The organism is Lapidilactobacillus luobeiensis (assembly GCF_024345205.1).
Lineage (GTDB): Bacteria > Bacillota > Bacilli > Lactobacillales > Lactobacillaceae > Lapidilactobacillus > Lapidilactobacillus luobeiensis.
In genome coordinates, this window is record NZ_BROC01000021.1 from 43,298 (window position 1) to 49,297 (window position 6,000).

Below are 6,000 nucleotides of genomic sequence, written 5' to 3' on the forward strand. Positions count from 1 at the left end.
TATTTTTAGCGAGCATGTCGTGATTTGCCGTTAGAATTATGGGTGTGTCACATCGGTGTGGATTTTTCAATTTTTCCCGCCGCTTTTCAAAGGTCAATGGTTTATCTTTCCCTGTAAGTTGGCTACAATAGTAATGAGAATATCAAGGGAATGAGGGATACCATGGTCAATTATGATGTAAATCGCGGCGTGGCGAAAATCTTGGTCACTTTGCAAAACGATACGACCGAGCAATTGAGTGTTTCTTTTGCTAGCCAAATTTTGTATCGCGATGTGTTGTTGGATCTGTTAGCAGTGACGCGGGAAGTGGAATTTCGCGATAACGCGCGGGCTCAAGATTATTTGAAAGATTTATTGCATTATTTTGCGACGACCAATCTTTCTTCGCCAATGTATGATGGCTTGGCCGATCGTCGCTCTAACGAATTGTTTGAGCCGTTTCATGAAACAGTGGCAGATGTCGTTTCACCACGAGCCAATGCGGAATATCCGGCGTTAGCTTGTCTCCAAGTTACTTTGCGTTTTCCATTAGTTGAGCGCCGTCAAACGGTGGAGTTTTTCGATAATCAGGGTAAGCAGATCAACTTGGGTAAGTTTATCGAATTGGCTCACGGACCTTACGCGGATGAACATCAGAATCGCGACTTAGTTAATGCTTATTCGACGGTATTGCGTGATTTCGGGTTGGAAGTTCTGGCTTGATCGCCAGTCAAAATAATTGGGCGTCTGTGGCTTGTTGCTACAGGCGCCTTTTTTTGTTTTCTTGCTTGGCTGCAGGTGTGGCTTGGTTGGGATGTGGACGCAACCGCCTCAGGACGTTTGTCGTGGCTGGAACGCGGTGGGCATCATTTTGAGCCAATCCGAAACCCACGGCTTGTCTCAAAATCGAGCCTTATTCTAAGCGATAAATCGCTAAGAATAATCCCACCGCTGAGCCACACGTCCTGAGGCGGTTGCTAGGCAGAATTGAGCGGATCTGCAATCAAGTCGAAGAATTTGACGAAGTGCTTTTGCGAGCTAGAGGTCAAACAATCACCCACTTTTGAGTTGGTGCGGCAATGTCAACGGATTTGGATTAGGTGGTTGGTACAGTTTGCATTGGTTGAATATCTATACCGATTTTCTAGACAATTCTGGTAAAACCGACCGATTCAGCTGGTTTATGAAGAACTTGCCTTAGTTTATCAGACAGATTGCGCTGGTGTCACCAATTTAAAGCTTGTGACCACTAACCACGACCGTCAATGGCGTGACTCCCCATCAATTGGCAACAGCTTGTCAGTCGGCGTGAGTGTTCAAACGACTGTTATAACGTTGAGCGGCTGGAGCGGAGCGTGGCGTTGGTGGTCCGTTCGTTTGTTGGCGGAGGGTCGGGCTGGGGGTGAGTCAGCCGCGATATTATTGTTGGCGATTTATCGCCTACAATAAGGCCGAGTTTTGAGATTTTCGGCGCACTTCCGAAAAGCTCAAAATCGTGCCCGCCGCGTTCCACCACCACCAGCCCGACCTGGAGCCCTACCACCTCTGCAATCCGCCAACGCCACGCGCAGCGCAAGCTGCGAACAGACTACTTTAATAACCCATACGGTTTCAAATACGTTGCGAAAGCTTTTCGCGCAACTTGTATGGTCCAGTAAATGACCGGGGCAAACCCGCCGCGCTAGCTATCGGCAGTGATTCTGAGTTAGAATACCCACGACAATAAGAAATTTATTGGGAAGTTCATTGTCTCGAATTGGGGAACGAGGGAATTGACATGACATTAAGGAAAGCAACAACACCAACGGATCCAGCGTCAGACAGTGCAGCAATGATGGGGAAAAATGCGCCGACAAAATCGGTGGCTGGTCGTGCAGATGCGAAACGATCAAGTGGGTCGGTAACGACCGCGTGGGCAACGTTGTCCACAGCGGCGAGTCTGCAAGCGGCTGGCTCCAGACCAACAGGTTTGACTGCGGCCGAGGCGGCGCAACGTTTGCAAGAGAACGGTCCTAATCTGATCCAGAAAACCAAGCAAACATCAATGTTCAAAGTCTTCTTTAAGAACTTCAGTAGTTTGATGGCGCTGTTGCTTTGGGGCGCTGGGATCATTGCTGTGGTTGCCGGAATGACGGAACTGGGACTGGCGATCTGGGCGGTCAATTTGATCAATGGCTGTTTTAGCTTTTGGCAACAATATCGGGCCAACGCGGCGACTTCCGCGTTGCAGAAAATGTTGCCGAGCTATGCGAAAGTCACTCGAGGCGGCCAGGCCCAAAAAGTTTTAGTAGAGGAATTAGTTCCCGGTGACCTAGTCAATCTGAAAAGTGGAGATAATGTACCAGCAGATGGTCGGCTGTTACAGGCGGACGATCTGGAAGTCAATCAATCGGCGCTGACTGGTGAATCACTGACCGTCACCAAAGAAGCAACGGCGATGAGTGCGACTGAGATCCAAGCCGCCGGTCGGTTTGCGGAACGAGATCTGGTTTATGAGGGTACCGCCGTGGTCAAGGGTAGTGGGACGATGTTGGTCACAGGTACAGGCATGGACACTGAGTTTGGCCAGATCGCCGCTTTGACTGGCAAAGTCGTGGCGGCCAAAAGCCCCTTGGAACGGGAGCTGGATCTTTTGACCCGACAGATCTCGATCATTGCTTTTGTGATTGGCGCGCTCTTTTTTGTGGCCGCTGTTTTTCTGGTCCATTATCCCGTCGCTGAATCTTTCATTTTCGCGCTGGGCATGATCGTGGCGTTTATTCCTGAGGGTTTGTTGCCGACAGTAACTTTGTCTTTGGCGATGGCCGTGCAGAAAATGGCCCACCGCAACGCGCTAGTCAAGCATTTGAACAGCGTAGAGACATTGGGGGCAACGACCGTGATCTGTTCTGATAAAACTGGTACGTTGACAAAAAATGAAATGACCATCGAGCAAGTTTGGTTGCCTGGGGGCCAATACCAAGTCAGTGGCACTGGCTATGAACCGATCGGGGTGGTCACGAAGAATGGCGCACGGATCGACTTGAGTCAGGAACCAGACCTGCTGCAATTATTGCGCGTTGGCGCTTTGAACAATGATTCTTTTCTACAAGTCGTTCGGGGCAAACATGAGATCGTTGGTAGCCCTGATGAAGGGAGTATTTTAGTTTTGGCTGGGAAGGCTGATTACGATCTTCCCGATGAACAGAAAAAATTTCAAAAATTGGATGAATTACCATTCGATTCGGAACGCAAACGAATGACCACGATCCGTCAAAATCAGACGGCGACTTGGGCATTCACTCGTGGGGGGATCGCTGAAGTCCTGGCCTGTTGTCAAACCTATTTGGTTCATGGCAAGATTCTACCGTTAACACCGATTTTACGGCAACAATTCTTAACGCAAAATGACGCTTTCGCACGTGCAGGATTGCGGATCCTCGCTTATGCCTATCGCCAATTAGCAGAAAATGAGACCACTTATTCGATCACTGCGACGGAACATGATCTGACTTTTGTTGGGTTGACGGCCAGTCAGGATCCGCCCCGAGAAAATGTGATCGAGGCGATCCAGAAGTGCCATGATGCCAGTATCCGGATCATTATGGTCACGGGGGATTACGGGTTGACAGCTGAAAGCATCGCGCACAAAATCGGGGTGGTCCAAGGCAATGATGTTCGGGTCGTCACTGGAGAACAGCTCACGGCGATGAGTGATGCCGAGTTGCGCGAGAATCTGGGTCATCAAATTATTTTTGCGCGCATGGCCCCAGAACAAAAATATCGGATCGTGACGAATCTGCAAGAAATGGGTGAGATCGTCGCCGCAACTGGCGATGGCGTCAACGATGCGCCCGCTTTGAAGAAAGCCGATATCGGCGTGGCGATGGGCGTTACTGGAACTGATGTGGCTAAAGAAGCGGCGGATATGATCCTGACAGATGACAATTTTGCCTCGATCGTCAACGCCATCGAAGAGGGGCGGACAGTTTACGCCAATATTCGTAAATTCTTACTCTATATTCTCAATAGCAACATGCCAGAAGCGGTACCCTCAGTATTGTTTTTATTTTCTAACGGCCTGATCCCTTTGCCACTGACTGTGATGCAGATTCTTTCGATCGATCTAGGGACGGATATGTTACCCGCATTAGGCTTGGCCTCAGAACCCACCGAACCAGGCACGATGGCGCGACCACCACGAAAACGATCGGAACATTTATTGAATCGATCAGTGGCATTTAAAGCTTTTGCTTGGTATGGTCTTTGGGAATCTTTGATCGCTACGGCAGCTTATTTCTTCGTCAATTGGCGCGCTGGTTGGCCAGAACAAGCGTTGGCAAGCAGTGGTGAGGTCTATCGTCTGGCTACGACGATGACCTTAGCGGCGATCGTGTTCAGTCAGATCGGCACTGTCTTTAACTGTCGCACTAAAGAAGTTTCGCTGTTCAAAACCGGGATTTTTAGCAATACCCATGTGATTTTTGGCGTGATCTGTGAAGTTTGTTTACTCAGTTGTTTGATCTACATCCCATTCTTGCAACAGGCCTTCAACACCACTGGTCTTCATCTGCAAGATTGGGCCTTCCTGATCACCATCCCGATCCCCTTGATTTTGATCGAGGAATTGCGTAAATCGCTGTTGCGTCGTCGTCAGCAACAGTAACCGGTAATATCCTGCCGTATTAAAGGCCGTCTTTCCCAAAAAGCGACCTTTCGTGCTGAGCGGATAAAAACTACCGATGATTTTTTAGGGGGCGTAACGATTTGGCGCATTGAAAAAGCCCGTGATTTATCGCGGACAAATAAGTAAGCCTAGTGATTTGATTAGCGGTATACTTAAATAAAATCAAACCAAAGTAAGAGGTAAACAATTGGAAGTTGAGATGCGTCCTTTGAATCAGACCGACCTGCAGCCGCTTTTTGCAATCAAGTATGGCGTCCAAGCAGACCTGGCGTGGATGAAGTATAATGGCCCTTATTTTCAAGATCCCGTTTTGACGTGGCCAGAATATCAAAAGCTGGCCCCATCTTTTTGTGCAGATCCTCATCGGCAACTGCTCTTGATCGATCAACGTGTGATCGGAGAAGTGACGGCCTATTGGGAGGATGGTGACTTGCATAAGTGGCTAGAAGTCGGGATCGCTATTTATGATCAGGATCTCTGGGGCCAGGGGATCGCAACCCAGGCGTTGAGAAAATGGTTACGGTATCTGTTTCAACAGCATCAAGAGCTGGCTCATCTCGGCTTTACCACTTGGTCGGGCAATCCCGGCATGATCCGGGTCGGCACAAAGGCGGGGATGAAGCAAGAGGGTGTGATCAGAAAGGTCCGCTATTGGCAAGGCAACTATTATGACTCGGTCAAGTTCGGCATTCTTCGCGCCGAGCTCAAATAGACAACACTTCCTTAACCAGTAGCAGTTTTGAAAAGCCCACTAGGAGCCAACGATTTTTCGTTGGCGCTAGTGGGCTTTTTAATATTACTGCCGATTTGCAAAGTGCCATTTCTGTATTTTCCTATTCCGCTTGATTGCAAGTGTGGTTGGGTTTGGGTGTGGACGCAACCGCCTCAGGGCGTTTTTAGTGGCTGGAACGCAGTGGACACTGTTTTGAGCCAATCCGCAAAGGGCGCGGCTTGTCTCAAAATCAGGTCTTTGTTTAAGTGGCAAAGCCACAAAGACAAATTTCACTGCTGAGCCACACGCCCTGAGGCGGTTGCTAGGCAGAATTGCGCCTGTCTGCAATCAAGGTGAAGACATTAACGAAGTGCTTTTGCAAGTGCGGCGGGTAAAATAGTACCAATTCAATTAAAAAAGTCTCTGACTAGTTATCCTAACAGATTGTCCAGACTAATACGATCCAAACTCTATGATAGATGGCGTCAAGTTAACGTGGGTTTTAGTAATAAAGATATTTGCTAGAATTCATGAATACTGATGGTGCTGCTAAAACACCCAAACTCACTATTAAGTTTTCTTGGTACTATTGATTATGTGTAATACCATACTGCCATTCTCGTGGAAGCCCGCTAGCCTGAGC

General features: G+C 48.6%; 3 protein-coding genes. All 3 read left to right on the forward strand.

The features are described 5' to 3' along the window. Positions 1–162: 162 nt before the first annotated feature. A complete protein-coding gene (locus OCU21_RS07770) occupies positions 163–702 on the forward strand; it encodes a hypothetical protein (RefSeq protein ID WP_261806870.1) in 540 nt (179 codons plus the stop codon). Positions 703–1,756: 1,054 nt separating this feature from the next. Continuing rightward, the gene (locus tag OCU21_RS07775) at positions 1,757–4,624 is read left to right on the forward strand and encodes a cation-translocating P-type ATPase (RefSeq protein ID WP_261806871.1); all 2,868 of its coding nucleotides are present in this window, start codon (positions 1,757–1,759) and stop codon (positions 4,622–4,624) included. Between the two features lie 208 nt (positions 4,625–4,832). Next, positions 4,833–5,357 (forward strand): GNAT family N-acetyltransferase, encoded by a 525-nt coding sequence (locus OCU21_RS07780; protein WP_373875477.1) that lies wholly within the window; start codon positions 4,833–4,835, stop codon positions 5,355–5,357. Positions 5,358–6,000: the final 643 nt, after the last annotated feature.

Bases quoted from the DNA above. Each gene is read 5' to 3' on its own strand.
- OCU21_RS07770 (WP_261806870.1), top strand. From the start codon at position 163: ATGGTCAATTATGATGTAAATCGCGGCGTGGCGAAAATCTTGGTCACT.
- OCU21_RS07775 (WP_261806871.1), top strand. From the start codon at position 1,757: ATGACATTAAGGAAAGCAACAACACCAACGGATCCAGCGTCAGACAGT.